Here is a 25,433-nt window from a genome sequence, read left to right on the forward strand (position 1 = left end):
GGACAGGGGCCGGTGCGCATGCCGCTCCCTCCAGGAGGACCGATGTCCCCAGTGTCCCTGGGCGTCCCGTACGGCGGGAGTGCGCGCGTCGGCTGTGCGGTTGTGCGGGCGTAGTGGTGCGGTCGCCGTCGGCGTGCCCGGTGCGGTGAGGTGCTCGTCCCTCTGTGACCGGTGTGGCACCGGCGCGGGTTCGCGGGGCCGGCCGTACCGGTGTCGCGAGCCGGGCGGGGAATGGATGAGAGGCCGGTTGCGTGTCCAGCCCGGCGGAGACCATAGTGATCGGGTGACCCGCTGCGGAGAGGTCGGTGACGGCTACTCAACTCTGCTGTTCCACAAGGGAATCGGTCGACACGTCGACCGTCCGGCGGAGGGGATGCGGCATCACGGACGATCGTGACGCGAGACCTGGAGCGCCACCGTGACCGACGGACGACCAAGGGGCACGGCCAAGGCCACCGCCGGGGCCAACAAGGCCCTCGCGGCCGCGCTGAGGGACGCGGGCTGCTCGTACGCCTCGCTCGCCCTGCGGGTCAACGAACTGGGCCGCCGCCAGGGCATCGACTCCAACTACGACAAGGCCTCGGTCACCCGCTGGTTACAGGGCCAGCAACCACGTGGCACCACACCGGGGTTGATCGCCGCGGTACTGTCCGAGCGGTGCGGCCGTCCCTTGTCGCCCGCCGAACTCGGCTTCCACTCCGAACAGCGGCGTCCGGTCGCCGGCCGGGCGCTCCGCTACGGCGAGGACGTGGCGGAGACCCTGCACACCCTGGCCGAACTGGGATCCACCGACATCTCGCGGCGCAGCCTCCTCGGCCCGGTCCCGTTCGTCGCCGCCGCGCTGACGGGACCCCAGCGCGACTGGCTGTTGTGGCTGTCGGAGCACCGGGAAGACCCGAGGTCCACGTCGCCGGCCGGCGGTGGTCCGGTCGAGCAGGTGCACGCGATGATCTCGATGTTCGACCGGATGGACAACCACTTCGGCGGCGGCGGGGTCCGCACCAGCATCGTGCACTACCTCTCCACCGAGGTCGTGCCCATGCTCCAGCGCCGTGGCACACCACCGTCCCTGCGGCGCCAGTTGTACGCCGCCGCCGCGCGCCTGGCCGCGATGGCCGGCTGGAGCTCGTACGACGCGGGGGAGTACGGCCTCGCGCAGCGCTACATGACCCAGGGGCTGCGCCTGTGCGCCGAGGGAGGTGACCGCGTCCTGGGGGGTCAGATACTGGCCGGGCTCTCCCATCTGGCGACCAGCCTCGGCCGCCCCGACGAGGGGGTGGCGCTGGCCCGGGCGGGCGTCGCCACCGCGAAGGGCTCGGGCAGCCCGCTCGGACTGATGAGGCTGTACGCCATGGCGGCGCGCGGTCACGCGGCCCAGGGGCACGCGGGGGAGACGTCCGAGGCGCTGGGGCTGGCGGATCGGCAGCTGGCGGTGAGCCGGGGGGCCGCCCAGGAATCCGTATGGGTGCGCTATCTCGACCATCACTACCTCCAGGCCGAGTCCGCGCTCTGTTTCCGTGATCTCGGCCTGGCCGCGGAAGCGGAGCGCACGGCGAGCGAGTCACTGGGCGCCGACGCCGACCGGCGCAGGCGCCAGGCCATCAGCCGGTCCGTCCTGGCCACCGCCCATCTGCAGCAGGACCGGCTCGACGAAGCGGTCGGCACCGCCACCGAGGCGCTCGACACCCTCAGTTCCGTGCACAGTGAACGGTCGATCCAGGCACTGCGCGACTTCCGCAGACGTCTGGAGCCCCGCCGTCACGAACCTCTGGTGCAGGACTTCGAGCGCAGGTCCCGGGGGGTCCTCGGAGCGGTGGCCTGACCCGGGGGCCCGGCGTGCCCGGTGGCTCCGGCGGCCGGTGATCGGCGGGCACGACGGCCGGTGATCGGCGGGCACGACGGAGGAGTCCGGCTGCCGGGCGGGTGCGGATCCGGGGTCAGGGCAGGGTGAGGACGCGGGGTCCGTCCTCGGTGACTGCGATGGTGTGTTCGATGTGAGCGGCCCGGCTGCCGTCGATCGTGCGCAGGGTCCATCCGTCGGAGTCGGTGAAGTAGGCGTCGCGTCCGCCGGCCATGAGCATCGGTTCGAGGGCGAGCGTGAGGCCGTGGCGCAAGGGGAAGCCGCGGCCGGGCCGTCCGTGATTGGGGACGTGCGGGTCCTCGTGCATCCGGCGGCCGATGCCGTGGCCGCCGAAGTCGGCCGGCATGCCGCAGGCCGCCTTGCCCGCGACCGTGGCGATGGCGTGGGAGATGTCCCCGATCCGGTGGCCCACGGTGGCGGCGGCGATGCCCGCGTCCAGGGCCTGCTGGGTCGCGGCGATCAGTTCGAGGTCGGCGGGGCGGGGGGTGCCGACGGTGAAGCTGACCGCGGCGTCGCCGGTCCAGCCGTCGAGCTCGGCCCCGCAGTCGACGCTGACCAGGTCGCCGTCGCGCAGGCGGTAGTCGCCGGGGATGCCGTGCGCGACGGCGTCGTTGACGGACGCGCAGATCACGGCGGGGAAGGGGACGGGGGCGAAGGAGGGCTGGTAGCCGAGGAACGGCGAGCTCGCGCCGGCCTCGGTGAGAACGGCGCGGGCGGCCTCGTCGAGCTCCCGCAGCCGTACGCCCACGGCCGCGGTGGCGCGGGCTGCCGCGAGCGCGTCGGCCACGACGCGCCCGGCTTCCCGCATGGCCTCCAGTGCCGTGTCGGTCTTGATCTCCACCATGGTCCGTGACTCCTCGCGATGCGGTGATGTCCAATACTTATACCGGTATTAGTATCACGAGTATGGTGAGAGTTCCCTTGACCCCTCAGGAGCGGGAGCGCGGAGAGCGCTTCGGCGCGCTGCTGCGCGAGGCCCGCGGCGACCGCAGCATGGTCGACGTGGCGGCGGCGGCCGGTGTGTCCGCCGAGACCCTCCGCAAGATCGAGACCGGCCGCGCCCCGACCCCGGCCTTCTTCACCGTGGCGGCCCTGGCGCACGCCCTGCACCTGTCGCTCGACGATCTGGCCGTCGCCTGCGCGGAGGACTCCGGGGACGGCGAGCAGGCCATGTCGGCGTGACCCGGTCCCGCGTCCGCCGCCGGGGGAGCCGGGTGGTCGCCGCGGCGACGCGACGTGACGGGCATGAATCGATCCGACGTGACGTGACTCGACGTGATACGAGTCGATCCGACGCGACGTGACTCGACTCGTTCCGATCCGACGCGGGGGCTGTGGCCCGGACCCACCGCCCTTGTGAACGGACTCCACGCCCTTGTGGAGCAGGGCCCCTGAACGGTGGGTGCCCCGCGGTCCGACGCGGACGCGGGCCGGCGACGCGGTGCCGGGCAGGCGCTCAGCGCGGGACGAGCGTCTCCCACTCGTCGCGGGTCGGTCCGTCGTGACCCGGCGTGAAGTCCGGGTGCGCGGCGAGCCAGGCGGTGACGTGACGGTCCACCTCGTCGGTGCCGTACGCGTCCTGGGCGGGCAGCAGGAGATGGCGCACCTGCGCCCGGGCCCTCATGACGACGGGGTCCTCGAAGGCGCAGACGGCCCGGGCGGCGGCCCGCCGGTCCAGGGGTGGCGGACTCCCGGCGAGACGTCGCTCGTCGGCCCGGTCGGCGGTCACCTGCGCGTCGAACCACGGGCGCAGGGTCCGCGTCGCCCAGGTGTGATGGGCGAGGGGGTCCTCGGCGATCCGGTCGGCGTGGACGGCGAGGTGCTGGGCGGCGCGCAGGCCGAGGGCCACGCCATGACCGAAGGTGGGATTGGTGTGGATGAGGCTGTCCCCGGCGTTGACCAGGCCGGTGACGACAGGACCTTCGTCGTCGACGAGGGCCGTCCAGCGGTTGTCCAGACCGGCCATCGGCAGGACGGCCGACTGCGGCTCGGGGTCCAGCGCGAGCCAGGCGGCGGTGGCCGGGAAACGGCGGGCGGCGGCCTCGAACACGGCGGGGTCGGTGAGCGCGCCACGGGTCGGATCCCCTGTGGACAGCACCAGACTCACCGCGAACGTGTCGTTGTCGGAAGGGAAGACACCCGCCAGCGCGAACGCCGCCGTCGAACCGTTCTTCACCCGTCCCGGGTGACGCGGACCCTCCGCCCGCAGGCGGTACCAGCGGCACAGATAGGCGATCCCGGTGCGATGGCTGTCGACCACCGGCGGGCGGCAACCGGCCGCGACCAGCCAGTCGGGAACCGCCGAGCGACGCCCGGACGCGTCGACGACGAGGTCCGCCCGGAGGGTCTCCGCCCCGACCCGTACGCCGGTGACCCGTGGGGGACGGCCCTCCCGCAGGGTGAGACCGCGCACCCTGCAGCCCCGCCGCACGACAACGGTGGGTTCCCGCCGCACGGCGGCGGTCAGGGCGGCCTCCAGCACGATGCGGCGGCTGCGCAGGGTCACCAGGTCGTCGTCGCCGTCGCGGTGCGGCGGGTGCTCACCGAACCAGTCGAACTCGTGGTACTCCCGGGCTCCGCGCGTCAACAGGTCCGCGTACACGTCGGGGGCCTCGGCGCGCAGGACGGTGCGCACCGGTGCGAGGAGCGAGTGGGGCTGGACGGCCTGCGGGGTACGAGGCCTGTGCCAGTGGAAGAAGTCCCCGTCCAGATCCTCCCCGGCCTGTCTCGCGTCCTGCTCGAACAACGTGACCGGATGGCCCCGTCGGCCGAGCATGAGCGCCGTCCCCAGCCCGCTGATACCTCCACCGATCACCGCAACCCGCGCCACTGAGCTTCCTTTCGCGTCGTGTTGCGCAACGAGCCTACCGCTCCGCGATCTTGGCCATCTCGGCGGTGGGGCAGGGAAGTTGTCCGCAAAGGGCGAGACGGACGGACGCATCTCGTCAACGGCTGGTCCGGCGGCGCCGGCCCGGTCACTGGGCCCCTCCTTGTCCACCCGGGCGTGCTCGAACATACCTACCGCACCACTACGGACCCGCAACCGGACAACCCCGCTGCCCCCTTGCAGGCCCGTGCCCGCGGGCTGTTGGCTGCTGGAGCAGCCACCGCACACGTCCCCCACCCGAGCTGCGCGCGGAGGAGGATCGATGACCGCGTCCGGAACTCCGCGCCACGAGCCGCCGCGCGGCACTCCCGTGGCGTCCGGTCCTCCGGCCGACCGCGCGGTCCGGTCCGGCGACCCGGCGGTGGCGCCTCGTCTCCTGCGGACCACGGTCCCCGCGCAGGCCTCGCGCGCGGCCTGCGTACGGACGATGGTCGCCGCGTGTCTCACCGGTCTGCGGCTGCCTCCCGAGCCTCTGGACAACGCTGTCCTCGCCACCGGGGAACTGTTCGCCAACGCGGTCGGACACGGCAGTCCGGACCCCGCCGACACGGTCACGGTCACCCTCGAACGCACCGGGCACGAACTGCGCGTGACGGTCGCCGACCGCTCCTGTGTCGCGCCGCGGCCCCGTACGACGGACCCGGCGGCGGAGTCGGGGCGCGGCCTCGCCATCGTGGCCGCGCTCACCGACGACTGGGGCATCGCACCGCCCGACCCGGGCACCACGGGAAAGAAGGTGTGGTTCACGCTGGTGGTCCACGGGATGACCTGAGGGACCGTGCTGGTGTCCGGCGGCCGGACACCCAAGAACGCGTGAGTGCCAGTCATATCAACGCATACCGGGACCCATGAGGGTGAAGAGTCCGAGGTATCCGCCCGCCACGCCCCCGAGGCGAGTCATGGTCTCTTCAAGGAAGAAGGCCTGACGGAGGGACGAGGCAGTGCGGTTGAGGCGTGTCGGAACGGTTCTGAGCGCGGTCGCGCTCATCATGCCGGCCATGTCCGTCGGGGCTCACGCCGCGGCGATCGCCTGCGGCGGAGGCGTGGCGACCGGCCGGGTGGTCGTCAACGGCTGCGTCAGTGCCCAGCGGGGATCCGTCGGCAGAGTCATGACCCGGGAGATCACGGCCCATATCAACGCCCGCAACACCGGGCCGAGAGCGCTGAACATCGCCTACGAGGCCTTCTTCCGCGTGGTCGACGGCGGCCACTGGGTGAAGGTGGGCAGCGGTCGCGCCCATGTCCGCGCGGGAGAGTCGGTCGGACCGGTCGAAGTAGGAAGCACCACCCGGGTGTGCGGCCCCGTGAAGGTGGAGATCCGGGTGCACGCTCGGGCCGACGGCGCCGCGTGGAGCAATTGGTCCCCCGCGTCCACGAGGCAGTGCCAGACCTGAGGGCCGAGCCTTCCGGTCAGATACGGACGCCGAACTGGAACGGCATGTTGCCGATCGCCTCGTAGCGGACGGACGCGCCGGTGTGCGGGGCGTGCAGCACCTGGCCGTTGCCCGCGTACAGGCCGACGTGGTGGTAGTCCCCGTAGAAGATGACCAGGTCGCCGACCTGCAGGGCACTCTGCGAGTAGATGCGGGTGCCCGCGTTCGCCTGTGCCTCGGAGGTGCGCGGGATGGAGACGCCGGCCTGGGCGTAGGCCCAGGAGGTGAGGCCGGAGCAGTCGAAGCTGCCGGGGCCGGTGGCGCCGTAGACGTACGGGGAGCCGATCACGCTCTGAGCGGCGGCGAACGCGGCGCCGGCCCGCCCGGAGGCGGCCTTGGAGTTGCCGAGGTCGACGCGCTGGCTGGCCCGGGTGGCGCGGTCCTGCTCCTGCGCGGCCAGCGCCGCCTTCTCCTTGGCCGTCAGGGAGTTGAGCAGCTTCTGCGCGGAGGCGAGCTTGCCCTGGACTTCCTGCTTCTTCTTCTTGAGCTCCGCGCGCGTGTCGGAGAGGTCCTTGAGCTTCGCGGACGCTTCCTGGCGCTGCTGGGCGAGTTCGCGCTGCTTCTCCTGGACCTTCTTCAGCGCCTCGACCTGCTGACCGCTCAGCTGGTCCATCGCGGACGCCTTGTCCAGGTAGTCGTCCGGGTTCGAGGAGAGGAAGAGCGCCACGGACGGGTCGATGCCGCCGGTGCGGTACTGGGCGCTGGCCATCGAACCCAGGCCGTCACGCAGCTCGTTGAGCTCCTCCTGGCCGCGGGCGACGTTGTCCTGCAGGGCGCTGATCTGCTTCTCCAGCGTGTCCTGCTTCTCCTTGGCCCCGTCCAGCTTCTCGGTGGCCTTCTCCGCCTGCTCGTAGAGGGCGTCGACCTTCGCCTTGACCTGGTCCTTGCTCGGCTTCTCGCTGGGCGCGGCGTTGGCGGCGTTGGCGCTGAGGGCCACGGCTGCCGCGGCGGCGGTGGTGAGCACGGTCACGCGGGTGCGGCTCGGCTGCTTGGGTCGACGGTGGGACGCCACGAAGGCGAGCTCCTTCTTCCTCCAGCCGCCTGCCGAGACGCCGACGGGCGGTGCCCCTCCGCCGTCACTCCCAACGAGCGAACACCCGAGCAAAGGTTCGGAACCGCACTCTAGTGACCCGGTCGTGATCAGGGCAAGTGGCGTTGTGCGAGGGAATCGTTGGACGGCGGAGGCGAAGCGTGGCTCCCGTCGCGGTGTGGTGATCCGCCGTGCCCGACGGGCGAGAGCGTCGCGTGAGGCGTCGGATACTTTGAGTCGCCGAGCGAACGCGGTGTGTGCCGTTCGGAGGCGTCTTCGTGGTGGAACTCGTGGACTTGGTGGGTGTGTCAGCCCGATTGGGCGGGGTCCTCGTCCGGGGGTGCGGTGCGGCTCGGACCGGGTGACCCGGTGGTGCGGTCCGGGCCCTGGTCGCCGACGACGTCGACGTCGTCGAACAGGGTGAGCATCCGGCTGAGGACTCGTACGCAGGTGTCCACGTCCCCGGTGGTGAGGTCGGCCGCCGCCGTGCGCAGTACCGCGTGCTCCTGGGCGACGACCGCCTCGATCGCGGTGCGGCCGGTGTCCGTCAGCCGGATCAGGGAGGACCGGGCGTGCGCCGGATTCGGGACGGCCTCCACCAGGGCGTTCGCCGCGGCGTCGTTGACCATCCGCTGGACGAACTGGCGGCTGATCGACTGCGCTCGCCCCATGTCGGGAACCGTCATCGGTCCGTGCTCGCGCAGGAGGTCGAGCACCGCGCGCACCCCCACGGACAGGCCCCGCCGGGCGGCCTCCTGTTCCACCTTGCGGTGAACGCGCCGGTAGAGCGGTCCGACCAGGGCGAAGACTTCCATCAACCGCGAACCGGCCTCGTCGGGGGGCAGCGGGCTTTCCGGAGCAGACACCCGTCGATGGTAGATGACAACTGGGTTGTCATGTCACTGCATTCATGACAACTTGGTTGTCATGAATGCAGTGCACGGCCTCCACTCCCTCGCCACCTCCGACGGCGAGCTCGCCTACCGCGACACCGGCGGTACGGGTCGCCCTGTCGTCCTGCTGCACGCGGGTTACGTCGACCACACCATGTGGGACGCGCAGATACCGGTCCTCGCCCGGGAGTTCCGCGTCGTCGCGCCGGACGCCCGCGGCCACGGACGGTCCGCCAACGCGAGCCGCCCCTTCCGGCAGGTCGACGACCTCGCGGACCTCCTTCGCCACCTGGACACCGGCCCCGCGGTCCTGGTCGGTGTCTCCATGGGCGCGACCATCGCGGTCGGAACCGCGCTGGAACACCCTGGACTGGTCCGCGCGCTGGTCGTCTCCGGTGGGGGTGGCGACGCCCGCGAGTTCACCGAGCCGTGGTCTCAGCAGGCCCAGGCCGCGCAGTTCGAGGCACTGGCCGCCGGCGACATCGAGCGATGGCAGGACACCTCCGACTCCTGGGTGCACGGCCCCGAGCGCCCGCGTGACGCCGTCCGCTCCGAGACCTACGCCAAGCTGCGGGCGATGCGTCTGCGCACCATCGGCAAGCACACGCTCGACGAACCCGATCACCACATCCCGGTGCGGGACCTCGACGCCCGCGCCGACCGCATCGCGGTCCCCGTGCTGGCGCTCAACGGCGCGCAGGACGCTCCCGAGCTGCGAGCCCTGGCCGAGTCCGTCGCCCGCACCGCTCCACGGGGGCGGATGACCGCGATCGACGACGCCGCGCACTTCCCCAACCTCGACCACCCCGACGAGTACACGCGTATCGTCACGGACTTCGTCCGCGGCCTGGACCGGTGAGCCGCCCCGGCTCGTGACCCCGCCGGGGCGCGACCGGGCGCCGGCCGCCCGCTTCCGTACGTCCTCCGGAGGGACTCCTCACCCCGGTCGGTGCCCCCGGCCGCGCCGGTACGTGTCGCCGGGGAGAGGCGCCGGGCGCAGGGCGGCGCGCAGCGAGCGGGCCACCCGGTCCGCCTGTCCAGGTGTCACCCGGCCCTCCTCCGGTCCCCGGAGCAGCTCGAAGACGCCCGGCCCACGGTGCTCCGGCCGGAGGTCGGCCATGCGCGGTACGAGGTGGAAGTGGACGTGCGCGAAGCCTTCCGCCTCGGCGAACTGCACGACGTAGGTCTTGCCGCAACCCGTCACGCCCCGCAGCGCCCGGGACAGCCTGACCTGCCACACCCCGAGGGAGGCGGCTTCGGCGTCGGTGAGGTCATGAACCGCGGTGACGTGGCGGCGCGGGAGCAGGACCAGCCAGCCACGTACCGACGTACCGAACGCGTGGGCCACCCGCCAGAGTTCGTCGTGGACCACACGCTCGCGTGGCGGGAGGTCGTCGAACTCCGCCTCCTGGCCGCACGCATAGCAATCGGGAGTCGCCATGAACAGAGAGCGTAGAACCGGATCGCAGCCGGACGATGGTGCTCCGCCGCGCGGTTCGGGGCGTCCCGGAGAGGACACCCTCAGTGAGGGATCGCGGAACCCGGGCCGGGACCCGTTCTCCTGAACCGGAACAGCGCGATCCCGGCGGCGAGGACGACAATGCCGAAGGCCAGAAGGATCCATGGGTCGAGCAGCCCCTCGGTGCAGCTGCTGCCGCCGGCAGAGGCGGTGCAGTGAGTGCCCGGGCCGTTCCGGTTGAGGTAGGTGAGAAGGAACAGCGGCAGGCTCGCGCTCGACACCAGGCCGAGCATGCAGCGCGGGGCCGCGCGTCGCGTCGCGAGCACCACGGTGGCGATCAGGGGGATCGGGAGGATGAAGATCCCGATCGACAGCACGGTCAGCAGGGCGAACAGGTAGCCGGCCCCGGTCAGGAGCCATCCGATGAAGAACAGCCCGTCACGTCCGTCGCTGGTCATGCCGTCTCCCCCCGTTTGCGGCCGAGGGGGAAGACCGGCCCGGCGCACGGTAGTTGAGGCATCCCTACGGAAGGGTTCCTGAGGCCGGGTCCCCCTGTGTCCATGGTGGCACGAGAACCCCTGTCACAGCGCCTGCCGGGCACCGGGCGGGTTCGTCACGGTGTCCCCGGGGCGCCGGTCAGGTCCGTCACGGGGAGTGGGGGAGCGGCCGGGGCCGGGAACGATCTCGTGGTCCGGGTGCCGTCCTTCAGGGTGGACGGCGTTTCGTCCCTGCCGTCGTGCTGCCTCCGGACGGCACCGTTGCGCAGGCGTTGGACCGTGACCATGGCGGCGTCGTCGTCGAGGCGCGTGTTCCCGCCCACGTGAGCGCTGAGACCGTCGAGGATGTACGGCAGGAACCCGTCGGGCTCCCTGCCCGGCCACGTGGCGATCCGGGCTTCGAGGTCGAAGAAGGTGCCTTTGTGGTCGCGCGCCTCGATGACACCGTCGGTGTAGAGGAGCAACAGTGCTTCCTCGGCCAGGGGGAGCTCCGTCGTGACGTAACCCGGTGCGCCGCTGGAGTTCAGCCCGAGGGGTGGCGCGGGGCGCCCGGTCGGAACGGACCGGACCGTGTCCTTCTCGACCAGCAACGGGGGAGGGTGTCCGCAGTTGATCATCCTCACGTACGAACCGTCGGCGGGAATCTCCAGCAGGAGCGCGGTGATGAAGCGTTCGGCGGCGTCGGGGTCGGTGACCGCCACCTCTTCGAAGTGCGCCAGCACGGCTTCGTCGAGGAGGGCCATCAGCTCGGCCAGGGACCGCGTCCGGCGGGCCGAACTGCGGAACGCCCCGAGCAGTGCGGCCGCGTCGTCCACGGCCGCGAGGCCCTTCCCCTTGACGTCGCCGATCAGGAAGCGGACGGTTCCGTCGGCGCAGGCGACCGCGTACAGGTCGCCCCCCACGTGGGCCTGGGGGTGGGAGGCCCGGTACTCCGCCCGGATGCGCAGCGCACCGATGGACGGGGGCAGCGGACGAATCAGGACCCGCTGGACCGCCTCGGCGACGGCCCGGACTCCGAGCAGTTCCCGGGTGGACCGTTCCCGCAGCGTGCGGAAGGTGATGACGCACAGCGAGACGAGGGCGATCGCCACGAGATGCACGACGAACGTCGAGGTGCCGATGAGTCCGTCATGCCCGTCGAGCAGGACGCAGGCCCCGCACGAGAGGCCGGCAACCGCCGTGGTGACGCGTGCTCCGGCGAGGGCGGCCGTCGCCGCGGGAACCGTGGCCATGAGGGAACCCAGGTGTTCCGACGTCGGCAGCATGAAGCCGAAGCCCAGGATCGCGGCGATCATGGCGATCGCGAAGAGGAACGGGCCGTAGCGGCTCGCGGTCACGGCGTGCCCCGCGGCCCTGATCCGAGCCGATCGCGCCGTGCGGGGAGGGGTGGTGTTCTGCGTCATGCGGGCGGGGCGCGGAGAACGGTCGGCTCGTACGCGCCCTCCCCCGGCCTCGTCGGAGCGAGTGGTCCCCGGGTGGCTCCGGCGGTGCTCAGAGCGGCGCTTGCGGACTCTGCCTACGACGTTGCCCAGCATGTTTCACCATCTATGTCTCCGCTGTGTCGATCCTCAGGACACGTGAACCGCGGCGATCGTCCCGCACCGTGGCTCGGGGGCGGCCGACGGACCGCTCGGGTGGGGGCGAACGCCCTTGCGAGGCAGGGTGACGCCGGCTGTGGCAGGTCGCGCCTGCCCCGCGCGGGGCCGTCGACTATCGGCGGTCCGGCATGCCTCCGGCGTGCTGAGCCTCAGTCTGGCCCAGAGTAGAACCGAGGGTCGGATTTACGCAAGAAAGTCTGTTTTGTTCGAAGGGTCAAGGTCGCCGCATGTCACCGTTCAGGCCGGTGACGAGGATGCCCTATTATAGATGTCAGTCACCATGTAACCGGAAGGGTGGGTGCTCGCATGAGCCGTGTTTCCAGGGTTCAGGCCGAGGAGAACCGGGCCGGTGTGGTCGCCGCGGCGGCGCGGCTCTTTCGTGAGCGGGGTGTCCAGGGCGTCAGCGTGGCCGACCTGATGAAGGCGGTCGGACTGACGCACGGCGGGTTCTACAAGCAGTTCGCCTCGAAGGAGGCGTTGGTGACCGAGGCCGCCGAGCGGGCGTTCCTCGACAGGGACGCCTATCTGGCGGGTCTGGACGCGGGGCATCCCGACCGGGCCGACGCGCGCAGGGTCATGGTGGAGGAGTACCTCTCGCCCGAGCACCGCGACGAGCCGGGGACGGGGTGTCCGTCCGCCGGGTTCGCCGGCGCCCTGGCGCAGGCCGCGTACGAGGGGAACGTCACCTCGCAGCGGACCTACGCCGAGGGGGTGCGGCGGTTCGCGGACTGGATGGCCGAGGGTGAGGACGACGGCCTTCTCGCCACGTGCACCCTGGTGGGGGCGATCCTGCTGGCGCGGGCCACGTCCTCCACCGAGTTGTCGGACGAGATCCTGCGGACGGCCCGTGAATCCGTCGGTGAGTCCCTGGCGTAGGCATCGGGAATCGAGGGAGGTGCCCGGGGACCGACCTTCGGTGCCGGCGGCCGCGGAGCGCCCCACGGCCTGTCGCGGTCGGGGCGGCGCACCGGGCTCCCCGTGCCGCCCGCACCGTGGACGCTACTTGTACTGGGCGATCTGGATGAGGTTGCCGCAGGTGTCGTCGAGGACCGCGGTGATGACCGGACCCATCTCCACCGGCTCCTGGGTGAAGTGCACGCCGAGGCCACGCAGTCGATCGAACTCGGCACGCACGTCGTCCACCGCGAAGGAGGTGGCGGGGATCCCGTCGTGGACCAGTGCCTCCGTGTACGGCTTGACCGCGGGGTGGCCGTCGGGTTCGAGGACGAGTTCCGTTCCGTCGGGCTGCTCGGGCGACACGACGGTCAGCCACCGGTGCTCTCCGAGTGGGACCTCGGTCTTCTTCACGAAGCCCAGCACCTCGGTGTAGAAGCGCAGCGCCTTGTCCTGGTCGTCGACGAAGACGCTGGTGAGATTGATCTTCATGGGGTGTTCTCCGGCGCGTCGGGCCTGAGCCAGCGGGTCATCATGCGCTCAAGCGGTTCGGTGTTCAGGTCGTGGAATTTGTAACGGCCCTCGCGGCGTGTCCGGACCAGGCCGGCGGCTTCCAGTACGGCGAGGTGCTGGCTGACTCCCTGGCGGGACAGCCCCAGGCCGTGCTTGGTCGTCAACCGCGCACAGATCTCGAACAGGGACTGGCCGCTCCGTTCCGCCAGCTCGTCGAGGATGCGCCGGCGGGTGGGGTCGGCCAGCGCCTTGAAGACGTCGTCCGCCATGACCTCACCATAGGCAAGTGACGGCTTGCCTATCAAGTGACGGGTGCCGGGGTGTCGTTTGCCCATCTTAGATGACAGTAGTAATCTAAGATGGGTCGCCTCGTCAGGCCGGGATTCACCCAGTGACCGGACCGGCCGACGACGTGGCGGCAGGGCGTGACCGAAGCGCCTCCACCGGCGATCCCACGGGATTTGGCCGGGGACCCCAAGGACACGGCGAGGAAGCGACCATGACCACGATTCTGATCACGACGGCCGCCGGTGAGACCGGCCGGCCGATGGTGGACCACCTGATCGACGAGGGCTTCCAGGTGCGGGCGATGGTCCGCACGGACGACGAACGGGCGCAGCGGCTGCGCGACAGGGGAGCCGAGGTCGTCATCGGTGACCTCCTCAACCTCCGTGACGTCCGCGTGGCCCTGCGGGGTGTGCGGCGCGCGTACTTCAACTACCCGGTCGGGGAGGGCCTGGTGGAAGCCGCGGTGATGTTCGCGCAGGCCGCCAAGGAGCAGGATCTGGAGTACGTGGTGAACATGTCTCACATCCAGTCGCGTCCCGACGCGCGCAGCAAGGCGACGCAGAACCACTGGCTGTCCGAGCAGGTCTTCACCTGGTCCGGAGTGCCCACCACCCACCTGCGGATCACGTTCTTCACCCAGTGGCTGCTCTACATCTCCGGGCAGATCCGCTACGGCCGCTACGTCATGCCCTTCGACGCGGACAGCCGCTTCGCCCCGATCACCGGCCACGACATCGCCCTGACCGCCGCCAAGCTGTTCACCGACCCGGCGGAGCACGCCGGCCAGGCGCTGACGCTCACCGGCCCGGTCGAGTACAGCCACGAAGAACTCGCGGCCGAGGTGAGCCGTGTGCTGGGCCGGGAGCTGCCGTTCGAACGGGTCACGGTCGCGACCTTCCTGGAACTGATCGGCATCCCGGACGACATGGCCAAGCTGAGGCATTTCGAGGCGGTCACCATCGACCAGCAGGAAGGCCGGCTGGCGGGCGTGACCGACACCGCCGCCCATATCACCGGCCGGCCTCTCCAGACGGTCCAGGACTTCCTCGAGGAGCACCGTTCGCTGTTCGAACTCCCTTACGCGACCAAGGCCGCGTGACGACCGGATCCGTACCGGACGCCAGGCGCTCCGTGCGCCTGAGTGTCCGCAGCCGCAGCATCCGGCGGTCCGCAGCGGGCACCGTTCACCAGGTGCGGACCGTTCACGCCGTCGGCACCGGTCACGCCGTGGGCAGGGTGGCTTCCGTGATCGCCGCGAGCGCCCGTTCCGTGTCCGCCGGTGTCGTGCGCCAGTTGCTGAAGGCGGCGCGCAGGGCGGGCACACCTCGGTACGAGGTGGGCGTGACGAAGGCTTCGCCGGTGGCGGCGACGGCGTCGACGGCTGCTCGGACGGCCTCCGGGGTGGGGGAGCCGGCGAGGGTGAAGCAGACCACGTTGAGCCGGACGGGCGCGAGCAGGCGCAGATGCGGGACCTCGGCGAGGGCGTCGCCGAGGCCGGCGGCGGCCGCGATGTTCCGGGCGACGATCTCGCGGTGGCCCTCGCGCCCGTAGGCGACCAGGGAGAACCATGCCGTCAAGGCGCGCAGCCGACGGGAGTTCTCCGGTGTCAGATGCAGGAAGTCCGGGTCGGGCAGGGCGGGAAGGCCCAGGTAGGGCGAGGAGTTGTGGAAAACCCGGACCTGGAGGTCCTGCCGCCGTGTGAACAGGACGGCGTTGTCATAAGGGACGTTGAACCACTTGTGCAGGTCCACGCAGACGGAGTCGGCGAGATCGAGGCCGTCGGTGAGGTGCGCGTGCGAGGGGAGCAGCGCGGCGAAGGCGCCGAAGGCGGCGTCCGCGTGGAGCCAGAAGCCGTAGCGCTCCTTCAGGGCGGCGATGGCACGCAGGTCGTCGAAGTCGACCGTGTCGACGGTTCCGAGGTTGGCGACCACGACGGCCGGGCGGCCGTCCAGTTCCGCCAGTTCGCGGGCGAGCGCCGTGACGTCCACGGCCTCGCGGTTGCCGGGCAGGAGGGGCGTCCGGCGCACGGCGGCGCGGCCGAATCCCAGGACGGACGAGGCCTTCGTGATGCTCGAGTGCGGCGCTCCGGACAGTACGGTGACCGGACCGAGCGCGGCCGCTCCGTCCTCCGAGACGGATACGTCGCGCTGTTCACCCAACCACTCGCGCGCGACGGCCAGCCCCACGGTGTTCGACATGGTCGAGCCCGTGACGAAGGCCCCGCTGTGGGCGTCGCCGAGACCGAACAGTTCGCGCAGCCAGGTCAGTGTCTGGCGCTCGAGCGCGGCCGCGGAGGAGCCGCCGCTGCCACCCGCGTTCTGGTCGTAGACGCTGGTGAGCCAGTCCGCCGCGATCGAGGCAGGCGTCGCGCCGCCGGTCACGAATCCCAGGTAGCGAGGACCGGCGCTGCCGGAGAATCCGGGAGCCCATCGCTCGGCGAACCGGTCGAGCGCGCCCTGGGTGCCCGACCCTTCGGCGGGCAGCGGTTCCGGCGCCGGTGCGGGGTGGGGCTGCCAGGCGGGCCGCTCGTCCAGACCGGCCAACTCCCGTGCGGCGAGGGCGTGAACGGACTGGAGCAACTCCGCGAGACGGGCGTGGTCCGCGGCGAGTGTGGGATGCATGGGGATCCTTCGACGTGTGCGGCGCTGTGGGCGTGTCCGGGCTGTTCAGTGTGCGGGTGGAACGGGCGCCGCCGGGCCCTGGCCGGGCGAGGCTCGCCGGGGGTGTCCCCGGCCGGCCGGGGACACCCCGCCGGTCCGGCACCGTCGTCCTCGTTCCCTTCAAACGCTGCGAGAGGTTGATCACCGTGCCGACGCCCGTCTCCTTCGCCGCCCGGGCGAAGTTGACGGCGGTGTGGATCAGGTGCGGCTGGACCGGCACACGAGGTACGCGGTCCCCTCCATCGCGGGGCGGAGGGAGTTGATGTCCAGCAGGTCGCCCGTCACGATCTCCGCCCCCGACTCCGCCAGGGCGTCCGACCGCTCGTCGATGCGGTGCACGAGCGCACGGACGTTCATCCCCAGCGCGAGCGATGCGCGCACCGCCGCCCGTCCCGTGTTCCCCGTCGCCCCCGAGATCAGGACGGTCCTGGTGTCAGCCGGCATGGTTGCCTCCTCTTGGTGCGGCCGGGCGCGGGGCCGGCCGGTCGCGGTCCGGGCGTGGCGTGAGGCCGCGGACGGCCGCTTCGCGGTCCATGCCGATCCCCCGCACCCAAGTGCCCTTCTGCCGCGCGTCGTTGTGCGCGGGGCGGGGGTGCGTGGTGGTACGGGGGGCGGCGGTTCCGGCTTCCGGAGGCCGGTGGCGGGGCCGAGGTGGGGGGAAGTGCTTAACCCTGCAGTACCGGCGGGTGCGTGCCGCCCGCCACGTCGAACTCTCCGGGGCGGATCTCCTCGTGGCAGCCGGCGCAGGTCGTCAGCGGATGCAGTTCGGCGCCGCAGTGGTGCCGGAACACGGCTTTGGGCTCCTGGTCGCCGGTGTGGCGCTCACCCCAGTCCTTCAGCGTGAGGATCACCGGGACGAGGTCCACTCCGGCCTGGGTGAGGTGGTACTCGAAACGTGCCGGGCGCTCCGAATACTGCCGCCGCACGATGACCCCGGCTTCCTCGAGCCGGCGCAGACGTCCGGACAGCAGGGTGCGCGGGGCGCCGGTGAGCTTGGCCAGGTCGGAGAAGCGGTGGAAGCCGTAGAGCAGTTCGCGGAGCAAGGGCAGTGAGTAGCGGTCGCCGAGGATCTCGAGGGCGTCGCTCATCGAGCACTGCCGAGGGGTGGGTATCGATTCTGGACTCACCCTGTTAGGGTACACCTCCGTCAGTCCAGAAAATGGACTCACCTGATGAAGGAGTACGCCATGGGTGTCGTGGAAACCCTCACCGACCGCAACGCCGACTTCGCCGCGACGCGGTTCACCGAAGGCCTGCGCATGATGCCGAACCTCAAGACGATCGTGATCGGGTGCGTGGACCCGCGCGTCGACCCGGCCTCGGTCCTGGGCGCCGAGCCGGGAGACATCGCGGCCATCCGCAACGTGGGCGGCCGGGTCACGCGGCGGACGCTGGAGGAACTGGTCATGCTGCGCCAGGTGACGCGCGCGGCCGGTGGCGACCTCGGTCCCGGCTGGGAGCTGATCGTCCTGCAGCACACCCACTGCGGGATCACCCTGCTGCAGGACCGTCCCGAACTGCTCACCCCCTACTTCGCGACCGACGAGGCGGGGCTCGCGGGGCAGGCGATCGGCGATCCGCGCGCGGCCGTCGCCCATGACGTGGCCGAACTGCGCGCCGAGACACGGCTCGAAGGGGTGCGGGTCTCCGGGCTCCTCTACGACGTGGCCACCGGCGAGGTCGAGACCGTCGTCGCGCCCTGACTCCGTCGGGCCGGACCGGGCACCCGGCCGGGTGCGGGTCGGACCTCTCCTCCTCACGCGTCGCTCTGCCGGAACATCGTGACCGATTCCGCCCAACAGAGGTGCGGTGAAACCGACTCCATCGCCGAACCGCGCGCGACCGGGTCGATCCCAGAGGTGACCTGCGGATCAACGGCCGCGACAGGTCGGCTCGCAGGCGACACCCTCGACGCCCTGCCGGGCCCTGACGGACGCTTCACCAGGCCCGGATTCCAGCCGTCATCGCAAGGGCGGCCCAGCGGAAGAAACGGCGGACGACCGTGCGAGCGACGGTTGTGCGAGCGACGGTTGTGCGAGCGACGGCCGATCGCGGACGCGTCGCCGAGCCCGTCGGCGAGCCCGCAGCCGGACGGCCCCACGGGCCTTGTCCTCACCTCGCCACACCGCGTGCACCGCCGCGGCGGACCGCGGACGCATCGCGCCCCGGTGGCCGCGACGCCCGGCGCACGGCGGCAGAAACCGCCGACCGGGTGCTGCCGCCGGGCGAGCACCCGAAGCTGGCCGAGCGCGCGCACGCGCACACCGTCAAGATCGACGCACCGCACCTTTCCCCGGTCGCGGAGCCCGACGCGGTCACCGAACCGATCACCGACGCCGCACGTCACCGACCTCCCGGCGACCGGTCGGGGGACGGCAAGGCGCGCCCTCCTTCACCCCCTGGCGGCCGGCTTCGGCGTCGTGCCGACCTTCGACCCGGCCGACACGCTTCTGGCCCGATCCCGCCGCCCGGGCCGACACGCGCTTCCTCGCGAGCCCGGACTACGTCGGTCAGCACTCCTTCCCCGACGTCTTCCGCCTTCCCACCGACCGGCCCGCCGACGCGGTCGCCGGAGTCCTCACCGCCTTCCGGCGCGCACCGACCTGCCCAAGGCCGGTGTCCCGGACGCCGTCCCGATCCGCGTCCGTGAGAACGGCCGTCCCACCGGCGCCGTCGTGCCCGTCGTGCCCGGCGCCGCCGTCGGCGGCCGGTGTGTCCCGTTCCTCCTGGCGCCGGTCACCGGTCACCGGTCGCCGGCCGACGACGCGGCACCACCGTGGCCTTAACCGGCAGGCCCGCCTGCCCCCTGCCCGTCGCACCGAGGGCGACGTCGGGTGGCGGGACGCGGCGCCCGGCGCAGGAGTGACCCGTGCCACGACGGAACGGGACCTGAGGGAGGCACTTCGGGCCCGGACGGGCTCAGGAGCCGCTGCGGGCCCCGCGCGGAGGGATGCTGAACGAGCAGTCCCGCCCCACCGGCGTGGCGGGACGTGCCCGTGGCCGAGACCGTGGGGCCGTCCGGCCGCGTCGAGGCCCGCGAGGTCCATCGACGGCGACCTCGCACCCCATCGCCGTCATCATTGAAGGAGTCCCGCCGATGAAGACCGTCACGCATTGGATCGGTGGCAAGCCCTACGGGGATGGTCCGAACGCCTCCGGCACCTGGGGCCCGGTGACCGACCCGGCGACCGGCGAGGTCACCGCGCGGGTCGCGCTGGCGGGCGCCGACGAGGTCGACGCCGCCGTCGCCGCGGCGAAGGAGGCCTACACCGGGTGGCGTACGTCCTCCCTCGCGCGGCGGACCGCGATCCTCTTCCGCTACCGCGAGCTGCTGAACGCGCGCCGCGACGACCTCGCCGCGCTGATCACCGCCGAGCAGGGCAAGGTCCACGCGGACGCCCTCGGCGAGGTGGCCCGTGGCCTCGAGATCGTCGAACTGGCCTGCGGACTCGGCACGGCGCTCAAGGGCGAGACGTCCACGGAGGTGTCGGACCACGTCGACGTGGCGTCGGTCCGGCAGCCGCTCGGCGTGGTCGTCGGCATCTCACCGTTCAACTTCCCCGCGATGATCAGCATGTGGATGTTCCCCATGGCGATCGCCTGCGGGAACACCTTCGTCCACAAGCCGAGCAGCAAGGCCCCGTCCGCCTCCATGCTGCTCGCGGAGCTCGCGGCCGAGGCCGGCGTGCCCGACGGTGTGCTCAACATCGTGCACGGCGACGAGACCGCGGTGAACGCGCTGCTCGACCACCCGGACGTCGCGGCCGTGTCGTTCGTGGGCTCCACGCCGGTCGCCCGCCACGTCTACGGCCGGGCCGCCGCGAACGGCAAGCGGGTCCAGGCCCTCGGCGGCGCGAAGAACCACATGCTGGTCCTGCCGGACGCCGACCTCGACGCCGCCGCCGAGGCAGCGGTGACCGCCGCTTTCGGCTCCGCGGGCCAGCGCTGCATGGCGGTCTCCGTGGTGGTCGCGGTCGGCTCGGCGGGCGACGCGCTGGTCTCCCGGATCGCCGAGCGGGCCACCGCGGTCAGGATCGGCCCGGGCGACGACCCGGCGTCCGAGATGGGCCCGCTCGTCACCCGGGCACACCGCGACGACGTCGCGCGCCACGTCGCGGGCGCGGCCGCCCAGGGCGCCGACGTGGTGCTCGACGGCAGGGACTTCACCGTCGCGGGCCGGGAGAACGGACACTGGATGGGCATCACGCTCCTGGACCGGGTCGGCACGGACTCGGACGTCTACCGGAACGAGATCTTCGGCCCCGTCCTGTGCGTGCTGCGCGCGGAGACCTACGAGGAGGCCATGGACATCGTCAACGGCTCGCCGTACGGCAACGCGGGCTCGATCTTCACCCGCGACGGAGGCGCCGCCCGCCGTTTCCAGCTGGAGGCCGAGGTCGGCATGGTGGGCGTGAACGTGCCGATGCCGGTGCCGGTGGGCCATCACTCCTTCGGCGGCTGGAAGGACTCGGCCTTCGGTGACCACCGCATGTACGGCAGCGAAGCCGTGCACTTCTACACGCGGGGCAAGGTCGTCACGACCCGCTGGCCGGACCCGGCCGAGACCGCGGCCGGCCCGGACCTGGGCTTCCCCGCCTCCCGCTGACGGTCGTGCCCCCCCCGCACCGGCCTCCGCACGGAGCCGGTGCGGCCGTGGCCGGACCTCGGCGCGCGTCGGAGCCGGCGCCCCCGGACCCTCCGGGCACGGGGCCGGCGCGCCGGCCCGGGTCGTCCGGTGGGCGGGCCCGGAGGGCGCGCCGCGACGCCTGAGGAACGTGATGTGCAGCACGCACGGAAATGTCCCGTGACGGCCCGGGCGCGGGTTCTGGCTGGGCACGGCTTGATCGCCGATCTACGAGGGCAAAAACGCTGGCCACGGCATGTTCGACGCATTTGACACCCAGTTGAGAGCACAGATAGGAAACAGCTCTCTGAGGTGGAGAGGTGGACTGTGCACGAGCCGAACGTGGTCGGGGACTGGCAGGAGTACGACGAGCATGCCGGCCTGCGCGTCCGCGTCCACGGCGTGGAGGCGGCGGAGCCGCCGCGGGGACGCGACGACGCGGCCGAAGGGCTGACCTACTTCCGTTGCCGGGTGACCGTCGAGAACCGGGGCGGCGAACACTTCGGTATCCACCTAGAGGACGGTCAGATCGACATCCGTATCGGCTCCGACGGCGAGAGTGCCCTCCTGGACTGGCGCAACTCGCAGTTCATCGAGGGCTACGACGTCTACCCCCTGCGCCGGGCCACCGCGGTCCTCTACGCCGCGGGGCCGGACGCCTCGCTGCCCCGGGTGGACATCCAGATCCAGCTGAAGGTCGACGACGAGTGGACCGACCGGTACCTCTGGGCGGGCGGCATCGACCTGTCCGAGGGCCTGGTCGACGCCGAGACCCGCGCCGATCTCGGCGGGGACAGCCTCGCCTGCCAGGTGAGCAACTTCCTCCGGAAGGAAGCCGGTTCCTGACAGGCGGTGTACGCGGCACAGGCGGTGTGCGCGGCGTCACGGGGCCGTCCGGCCGGTACGGCCGGCCGAACGGCCGTGGTGGGGGAATCAGGCGGTACGGCGGGCGGCCCTGCGCTCCGTGGTCCAGTAGAGAAGAGCCAGGGCGGGCAGAGCGGCGCCGAGGACGCTGACGGCGGTCCAGCCGGCCGCGTGGTAGGCGATCGACCCGAACTGGGACCCGAGCGCCCCGCCGACGAAGAACGTGGCGATGAAGGCGCTGTTGAGCCGGGCCCGGGCGTTCGCGTCGAGCTGGTAGATGGTGTGCTGGCCGAGGATCAGGGTCGTCTGCACGGCCATGTCGAGCAGGACCGCGGCCACCGCGAGCAGGGCGACGTACTCCTGACCGAAGCCCGCGGCCGCGAAGGCCACGGCCGCGACGACGAACGCGAGACCGGTCACCGGACGGACGTGTCCGCGGTCGGCCCAGTGCCCGGCGAGCGGGGCGACGGCCGCGCCCGCCGCACCCACCAGGGCGAACAGGCCCACTCCGACAGCGGAGTAGTGGAAGTGAGGGCCCGTCAGGACGTAGGACACGGTCGTCCAGAACGCGCTGAACGCACCGAACATCGCCGCCTGGTAGAGACCCCGGCGCAGCAACACCGGGTGAGTGCGCACCAGTTGCAGCGTGGAGCGCAGCACATGGACGTACGGGACGGTCGTGGTCGGCGCATGTTGCGGCAGGGCGGCGCGCAGCGCGAGGGCCAGCAGGGCCATCAGCACGGCGGAGCCGAGATAGACCACGCGCCAGCCGGCCACGTCGGAGACCAGACTGCTCAGGGTGCGGGAGAGCAGTATGCCGGTGAGCAGGCCGCTCATCACCCGGCCGACGATCCGGCCGCGGGCGTGATCGGGGGCGAGGCTCGCGGCGAAGGGGATCAGGATCTGGGCGACGACCGAGGTGCCGCCGCTGATCAGCGACGCGATCAGGAGCATCGGGAAGTTCGTGGCGAGTCCGGCCGCGACCAGGGCGAAGGTGGTGATCGTCAGCAGTACGGTGATCAGCTTGCGCTTCTCCAGCCGGTCGCCGAGCGGCACCAGGAAGAGCATGCCCAGCACGTAGCCGACCTGGGTGACGGTGATGAGGCCGCCGGCGGCCGCCGTGCCGACGTGGAAGACGTCTCGGAGCGAGGACAGCAGCGGCTGGGCGTAGTAGAGGTTGGCCACCGTCATGCCGGAGGCGACCGCGAAGAGCGCGACCAGCCATCCGGGTACGCCGTGCGCCGTCGTGCCGGTGGAGGTCGGGTCCGAGCGCTTCAGTTCGGGGGATGCGGACACGGGCACCTTCTCGGGAAGGGGAACCGGAGGGACGGTTCGGGGACGGACCGGGTGACGGGGGAGCGGCTTCCTTGTCGCTCGCACGGTTGCCTCAGCGCCGGGGCGCCCTCATTGCTTCCCTCTCCGGGACGATGATCGAAGATGTCTGTCATCTCGATGAGAGATGACTGAGCCGACCCGTGCCGGTACACGGGTGGGGCCCGGCTCCGCGCCCGGTCAGGTCATGTGCCGCAGCAGCGCGGCGACGGCCGGCGACGCCTCGCCACGCGGCCGGACCACCATCACCTTCCAGCTCGGCGCGTGCCGGTCGAACCGGTGCGTCCGCAGGTCGGGGAAGCGGGAAGCGATCGAACCGGGCATGACACAGACCCCCAGGTCGTTACGGACCAGCTCGGACGCCGCCACGATGTCGTTGACCTCGAAGGTCGGCTCGCGCTCGACGGCGGCGGCGCGGAACGCCCGGTCGACGGAGAGCCGGATCGCCCAGCCGGGGGTGAACTCCACCATCGGCAGCCGGGCGGCCTCGGCAAGCGTGACCGTCCCGCCCGCGCCGGACCCGGCGAGCGGCCGCTCCGGCGCCGACACCAGCACCATCTCCTCGCGGGACAGCAGCCGGGTGACCAGCCCGCGCTGCTGCTGGCGGTCGAGGGCGACAACGGCCAGATCGACCGTGCCCTCGCGCAGCGCCTGACGGATGTCGGTCACCGCCGCCTGCCGCAGCCGGACCGACACCTCCGGATGTTCCGCCCGCAGTGCGGCCAGCGGGAGGTGCAGATCGGCCCACACCCCCTGCATCGTGCCGACGGTCACCCGACCCCGCAGCCGTCCCTGGGCCACGTCGACCGCGGAGCGGGCCTGTTCGGCGGAGCGCAGGGTCGCCCGGGCCGCCGGTACGAAGGCCTCACCGGCCGGGGTCAGCGACACCCGGTGGGTGGTGCGGTCGAACAGCGCCGTCCCCAGCTCACGCTCCAGCGCGCGTACGGTGCTCGACACGGCGGACTGCACCACGTGCAGCCGTTGCGCCGCGGCCGTGAAGCCGCCCTCCTCGGCCACCGCGACCACGACCTCCATCTGCCGCAGATCCATGTGCTCTCCCGACGCCGCGGTTCCTACCTCCATGATGATGACCCCATGACCCCGAGCTGGTGACGCGCTCCGCCGTGCGGCAGGACCGCGCCGCCCGGCGGTGCGCGTCGGACAGTGTCCGGCGGATGGCGGATGGCGGATGGCGGATGGCGGATGGCGGATGGCGGATGGCGGATGGCGGACGGCGGATGGCGGACGGCGGACGATCGGCGCCGCGGAGACCATGAAGACCATGGAGGCCGCCAAAGTCGATAAGGCGACCAATGTCGCGGATGCGACGGGTGGCCGGTCAGGCCGGGCCGTCCCCTTCCTGCTCCTGGTGGGAGTAGCGCTGTTCCTTCCAGGGGTCCGCGAGGTGGTGGTACCCGCGGTCCTCCCAGAGTCCGCGCCGGTCCCGGGTCATGTACTCGATGCCGCGCAGCCACTTGGCGCTCTTGTAGCCGTAGAGGTGCGGAACGACCAGGCGCAGCGGGAAGCCGTGCTCGGCGGTGAGCGGCTCGCCGTTGTGGTGGGTGGCCAGGAGGGTCTGCCCGGCCGTGAAGTCGGCGAGGCGCAGGTTGGCCCCGTAGCCGTACTCCGCCCAGGCCATCACATGGGTGGCCTCGGGAGCCGGAGGCGCCAGGTCCAGCAGGGTGGCGGCGGCGATCCCGTACCACTCGTGGTCCGTCGACGTGGGTCCCGTCGCGCAGTGCAGATCGGCGACGACCGTGACGTGGGGGAGCACCGTGAGGTCGTCGAAGGACCACGAACGCTCCTCGCCCGCCGCGGTGGCGCCGAAGACCCGCAGGTCCCAGCGTTCGGGCGGAACCGGGGAACCGGGCCGTAGTGCGAGACGGGCCGGCCCTGCACCCTGCGCTGGCCCGGCGGGATGGGGTGGGGGGTGCGCGGTGCCTCACCGATCGCGCCCCGTCGGTCGCCTGTCATGCCCGGCTCCCTCTCTCCTGCGGCCGCCTCTCCACCCGTGCAGGGTAGGCGTTTCACTCCCGGTGACGCCCAGGCAGGGTTCCGCCGGTCCCGGCGAGGGATCCGGAACTTCACGGGCGGGCAGGACATCCGGAACGCGCGCCGGCGCGTCCCCGATCCGGTGCGACCGCGTCCCGGCCCGACACCGCGCGACGGCGTCCGGCCCGTCCGCCGAGGGCGCGGAAAAGCGGTGGAGGCCGCGGGGCGTCGCTGGCTAGGCTCGCGGAATGAGTACGCGCACCTTCCGTATCACCGTTCGCGGTGTCTTCGACGGCCTCGGCACCGATCAGCGAGCCGAGCTCCTGGCCCGGGCGGCGGAGCACGACGTGCTGCGCGCCGCGTTCACCGCGGAGGGTCACCTCAGCTACGACCTGGCCGCGCGGTCCGCCTTCACCTTCCGCTTCGTGGACTCGGGCGAAGAGGAGGAGGACATCCTGGAGGCGACCGAGCGCGCCGAAGAGGCGGCGAAGGCGTGGCTGACCCAGCGCGGCTATCCGTACAAGAACCTCCGCTCCAGCGCCGAGGATCTCTCCCAGGCACCTCTCGGCAAGCGGCAGCGCCGCGCCGCCGCGCAGAAGTTCTCCTGA

At 71.9% G+C, this 25,433-nt stretch carries 24 protein-coding genes and 2 pseudogenes; 11 read left to right on the forward strand and 15 right to left on the reverse strand.

Annotated features, from left to right (window positions below; genetic code table 11):
- The first annotated feature begins 418 nt into the window (after nucleotides 1-418).
- Nucleotides 419-1,822, forward strand: coding sequence for a hypothetical protein (locus OG776_RS37945; protein WP_329323344.1), 1,404 nt, complete (start codon nucleotides 419-421; stop codon nucleotides 1,820-1,822).
- Between the two features lie 115 nt (nucleotides 1,823-1,937).
- On the opposite strand, the gene map is transcribed toward OG776_RS37945, so the two are convergent.
- Complete coding sequence (gene map, locus OG776_RS37950) at nucleotides 1,938-2,705, reverse strand: type I methionyl aminopeptidase (RefSeq protein WP_148014484.1); 768 nt, start codon at nucleotides 2,703-2,705, stop codon at nucleotides 1,938-1,940.
- A gap of 62 nt (nucleotides 2,706-2,767) precedes the next feature.
- On the opposite strand from map, the gene OG776_RS37955 reads away from it, so the two are divergent.
- Complete coding sequence (locus tag OG776_RS37955) at nucleotides 2,768-3,043, forward strand: helix-turn-helix domain-containing protein (RefSeq protein ID WP_148014483.1); 276 nt, start codon at nucleotides 2,768-2,770, stop codon at nucleotides 3,041-3,043.
- A 274-nt stretch (nucleotides 3,044-3,317) separates the two neighbouring features.
- Here the strand turns inward: OG776_RS37955 and OG776_RS37960 are convergent, their stop codons facing one another.
- A complete protein-coding gene (locus OG776_RS37960; RefSeq protein ID WP_329323346.1) occupies nucleotides 3,318-4,691 on the reverse strand; it encodes an FAD-dependent oxidoreductase in 1,374 nt (457 codons plus the stop codon).
- A gap of 319 nt (nucleotides 4,692-5,010) precedes the next feature.
- On the opposite strand from OG776_RS37960, the gene OG776_RS37965 reads away from it, so the two are divergent.
- On the forward strand, nucleotides 5,011-5,520 hold the full coding sequence (locus tag OG776_RS37965) for an ATP-binding protein (protein ID WP_148014481.1): 510 nt from the start codon (nucleotides 5,011-5,013) through the stop codon (nucleotides 5,518-5,520).
- A 226-nt stretch (nucleotides 5,521-5,746) separates the two neighbouring features.
- A complete protein-coding gene (locus OG776_RS37970) occupies nucleotides 5,747-6,142 on the forward strand; it encodes a hypothetical protein (protein WP_261995053.1) in 396 nt (131 codons plus the stop codon).
- Nucleotides 6,143-6,158: 16 nt separating this feature from the next.
- Here OG776_RS37970 and OG776_RS37975 read toward each other — a convergent pair whose 3' ends face one another.
- Both OG776_RS37975 and OG776_RS37980 read right to left on the reverse strand, forming a co-directional pair.
- Entirely contained in the window at nucleotides 6,159-7,193 is a 1,035-nt protein-coding gene (locus tag OG776_RS37975) for a C40 family peptidase (RefSeq protein WP_329323347.1), read from the reverse strand.
- A gap of 416 nt (nucleotides 7,194-7,609) precedes the next feature.
- Nucleotides 7,610-8,026, reverse strand: a pseudogene (locus tag OG776_RS37980) (MarR family winged helix-turn-helix transcriptional regulator); the annotation flags it as partial.
- Between the two features lie 112 nt (nucleotides 8,027-8,138).
- Here OG776_RS37980 and OG776_RS37985 point away from each other — a divergent pair.
- Nucleotides 8,139-8,963, forward strand: a complete 825-nt coding sequence (locus tag OG776_RS37985; RefSeq protein WP_148014478.1) for an alpha/beta fold hydrolase — start codon at nucleotides 8,139-8,141, stop codon at nucleotides 8,961-8,963.
- A 78-nt stretch (nucleotides 8,964-9,041) separates the two neighbouring features.
- Here the strand turns inward: OG776_RS37985 and OG776_RS37990 are convergent, their stop codons facing one another.
- The 3 genes from OG776_RS37990 to OG776_RS38000 all read right to left on the reverse strand — a co-directional run bounded on the left by OG776_RS37990 (nucleotide 9,042) and on the right by OG776_RS38000 (nucleotide 11,397).
- The gene (locus OG776_RS37990; RefSeq protein ID WP_148014477.1) at nucleotides 9,042-9,545 is read right to left on the reverse strand and encodes an HIT family protein; all 504 of its coding nucleotides are present in this window, start codon (nucleotides 9,543-9,545) and stop codon (nucleotides 9,042-9,044) included.
- 80 nt (nucleotides 9,546-9,625) lie between these two features.
- Complete coding sequence (locus tag OG776_RS37995) at nucleotides 9,626-10,021, reverse strand: hypothetical protein (protein WP_148014476.1); 396 nt, start codon at nucleotides 10,019-10,021, stop codon at nucleotides 9,626-9,628.
- 155 nt (nucleotides 10,022-10,176) lie between these two features.
- The gene (locus OG776_RS38000) at nucleotides 10,177-11,397 is read right to left on the reverse strand and encodes a PP2C family protein-serine/threonine phosphatase (protein ID WP_329323348.1); all 1,221 of its coding nucleotides are present in this window, start codon (nucleotides 11,395-11,397) and stop codon (nucleotides 10,177-10,179) included.
- A 567-nt stretch (nucleotides 11,398-11,964) separates the two neighbouring features.
- Here OG776_RS38000 and OG776_RS38005 point away from each other — a divergent pair.
- The gene (locus tag OG776_RS38005) at nucleotides 11,965-12,534 is read left to right on the forward strand and encodes a TetR/AcrR family transcriptional regulator (protein WP_148014474.1); all 570 of its coding nucleotides are present in this window, start codon (nucleotides 11,965-11,967) and stop codon (nucleotides 12,532-12,534) included.
- Between the two features lie 123 nt (nucleotides 12,535-12,657).
- Here OG776_RS38005 and OG776_RS38010 read toward each other — a convergent pair whose 3' ends face one another.
- Together OG776_RS38010 and OG776_RS38015 are read right to left on the reverse strand one after the other, a co-directional pair.
- The gene (locus OG776_RS38010; RefSeq protein ID WP_148014473.1) at nucleotides 12,658-13,044 is read right to left on the reverse strand and encodes a VOC family protein; all 387 of its coding nucleotides are present in this window, start codon (nucleotides 13,042-13,044) and stop codon (nucleotides 12,658-12,660) included.
- Entirely contained in the window at nucleotides 13,041-13,334 is a 294-nt protein-coding gene (locus tag OG776_RS38015) for an ArsR/SmtB family transcription factor (protein ID WP_148014472.1), read from the reverse strand. The genes OG776_RS38010 and OG776_RS38015 overlap by 4 nt, the downstream gene beginning before the upstream one ends.
- Before the next feature lie 230 nt (nucleotides 13,335-13,564).
- Between OG776_RS38015 and OG776_RS38020 the strand changes: the two genes are divergently transcribed.
- Nucleotides 13,565-14,452 carry an NmrA family NAD(P)-binding protein gene (locus OG776_RS38020; RefSeq protein ID WP_148014471.1) on the forward strand — a complete coding sequence of 296 codons (888 nt, stop codon included), beginning with the start codon at nucleotides 13,565-13,567 and terminating at the stop codon, nucleotides 14,450-14,452.
- Nucleotides 14,453-14,573: 121 nt separating this feature from the next.
- Here the strand turns inward: OG776_RS38020 and OG776_RS38025 are convergent, their stop codons facing one another.
- From OG776_RS38025 to OG776_RS38035, 3 genes are all read right to left on the reverse strand, one after another.
- Complete coding sequence (locus OG776_RS38025) at nucleotides 14,574-15,974, reverse strand: pyridoxal phosphate-dependent decarboxylase family protein (RefSeq protein ID WP_148014470.1); 1,401 nt, start codon at nucleotides 15,972-15,974, stop codon at nucleotides 14,574-14,576.
- A gap of 237 nt (nucleotides 15,975-16,211) precedes the next feature.
- Nucleotides 16,212-16,457 (reverse strand): SDR family oxidoreductase, encoded by a 246-nt coding sequence (locus OG776_RS38030; RefSeq protein WP_222723879.1) that lies wholly within the window; start codon nucleotides 16,455-16,457, stop codon nucleotides 16,212-16,214.
- Between the two features lie 221 nt (nucleotides 16,458-16,678).
- A complete protein-coding gene (locus OG776_RS38035; protein ID WP_222723904.1) occupies nucleotides 16,679-17,140 on the reverse strand; it encodes a winged helix-turn-helix transcriptional regulator in 462 nt (153 codons plus the stop codon).
- Nucleotides 17,141-17,200: 60 nt separating this feature from the next.
- On the opposite strand from OG776_RS38035, the gene OG776_RS38040 reads away from it, so the two are divergent.
- The 3 genes from OG776_RS38040 (at nucleotide 17,201) to OG776_RS38050 (ending at nucleotide 21,483) form a co-directional block, all read left to right on the forward strand.
- Nucleotides 17,201-17,716 carry a carbonic anhydrase gene (locus OG776_RS38040; protein ID WP_148014946.1) on the forward strand — a complete coding sequence of 172 codons (516 nt, stop codon included), beginning with the start codon at nucleotides 17,201-17,203 and terminating at the stop codon, nucleotides 17,714-17,716.
- Nucleotides 17,717-19,110: 1,394 nt separating this feature from the next.
- The gene (locus OG776_RS38045) at nucleotides 19,111-20,619 is read left to right on the forward strand and encodes a CoA-acylating methylmalonate-semialdehyde dehydrogenase (RefSeq protein WP_329323350.1); all 1,509 of its coding nucleotides are present in this window, start codon (nucleotides 19,111-19,113) and stop codon (nucleotides 20,617-20,619) included.
- A 345-nt stretch (nucleotides 20,620-20,964) separates the two neighbouring features.
- Entirely contained in the window at nucleotides 20,965-21,483 is a 519-nt protein-coding gene (locus OG776_RS38050) for a hypothetical protein (RefSeq protein WP_148014948.1), read from the forward strand.
- A gap of 87 nt (nucleotides 21,484-21,570) precedes the next feature.
- On the opposite strand, the gene OG776_RS38055 is transcribed toward OG776_RS38050, so the two are convergent.
- The 3 genes and pseudogenes from OG776_RS38055 to OG776_RS38065 all read right to left on the reverse strand — a co-directional run bounded on the left by OG776_RS38055 (nucleotide 21,571) and on the right by OG776_RS38065 (nucleotide 24,807).
- Entirely contained in the window at nucleotides 21,571-22,797 is a 1,227-nt protein-coding gene (locus OG776_RS38055; protein WP_261995120.1) for an MFS transporter, read from the reverse strand.
- A gap of 216 nt (nucleotides 22,798-23,013) precedes the next feature.
- The gene (locus OG776_RS38060; RefSeq protein ID WP_261995121.1) at nucleotides 23,014-23,916 is read right to left on the reverse strand and encodes a LysR family transcriptional regulator; all 903 of its coding nucleotides are present in this window, start codon (nucleotides 23,914-23,916) and stop codon (nucleotides 23,014-23,016) included.
- Between the two features lie 256 nt (nucleotides 23,917-24,172).
- Nucleotides 24,173-24,807 (reverse strand): annotated as a pseudogene (locus OG776_RS38065) (molybdopterin-dependent oxidoreductase).
- A gap of 266 nt (nucleotides 24,808-25,073) precedes the next feature.
- Here OG776_RS38065 and OG776_RS38070 point away from each other — a divergent pair.
- The gene (locus OG776_RS38070; protein WP_329323351.1) at nucleotides 25,074-25,433 is read left to right on the forward strand and encodes a DUF6204 family protein; all 360 of its coding nucleotides are present in this window, start codon (nucleotides 25,074-25,076) and stop codon (nucleotides 25,431-25,433) included.

It is taken from the genome of Streptomyces sp. NBC_01689 (assembly GCF_036250675.1).
Classification (GTDB): Bacteria; Actinomycetota; Actinomycetes; order Streptomycetales; family Streptomycetaceae; genus Streptomyces.